Below are 594 nucleotides of genomic sequence, written 5' to 3'. Positions count from 1 at the left end.
TGTTCCGCTGCCAAAGCGACGCGCTCCGCTGGCTATCGGCATCGGCGGCCCGATCGAACGGATCGCGGCAAAGCGCGAGCACATCATTGCAGTGATGCAAAGCCGGCTGAAGGAATTGACGGATAAAGCCGGGTCGAGGTTCGTCGAGAAATGACCTCTTGGCGCGTGGTGCGGATGACTACGCGACTGCACAAGAGATCCTATGTCGTCCCGGCCTGGTGCGCAGGTGCGCACGGGAGCCGGGACGACGGGAAAGGCTGCGAAGGCTCGCAAATGTTACGACGCCAGTGCTTCCTCTGGCATCACGGCCGACAGATGCTGGCTCTCGGCCACGGCGCGGTTGGTGATGCGGCCGCGATGGACGTTGAGGCCGGCGCGCAGATGCGGATCCTCGACCAGCGCGCGCAGCCCTTTCGACGCCAGCGCCAGACCGAACGGCAAGGTCGCATGATTGAGCGCGTGGCTTGAGGTGACGGGTACGGCGCCCGGCATGTTGGCGACGCAATAATGCACGATATCGTCGACCAGATAGGTCGGCGCCTGATGCGTGGTCGCCTTCGAGGTCTCGAAGCAGCCGCCCTGGTCGATCGCGAC

At 64.3% G+C, this 594-nt stretch carries 1 pseudogene; it reads right to left on the bottom strand.

The features are described from left to right. Positions 1-276: 276 nt before the first annotated feature. Positions 277-594 (bottom strand): annotated as a pseudogene (locus tag ACP4IX_RS36500) (alanine dehydrogenase); the annotation flags it as partial.

Source organism: Streptomyces sp. WG5, from assembly GCF_049974565.1.
Classification (GTDB): domain Bacteria; phylum Actinomycetota; class Actinomycetes; order Streptomycetales; family Streptomycetaceae; genus Streptomyces.
This window is presented reverse-complemented; position numbering and strand designations above follow the sequence as displayed.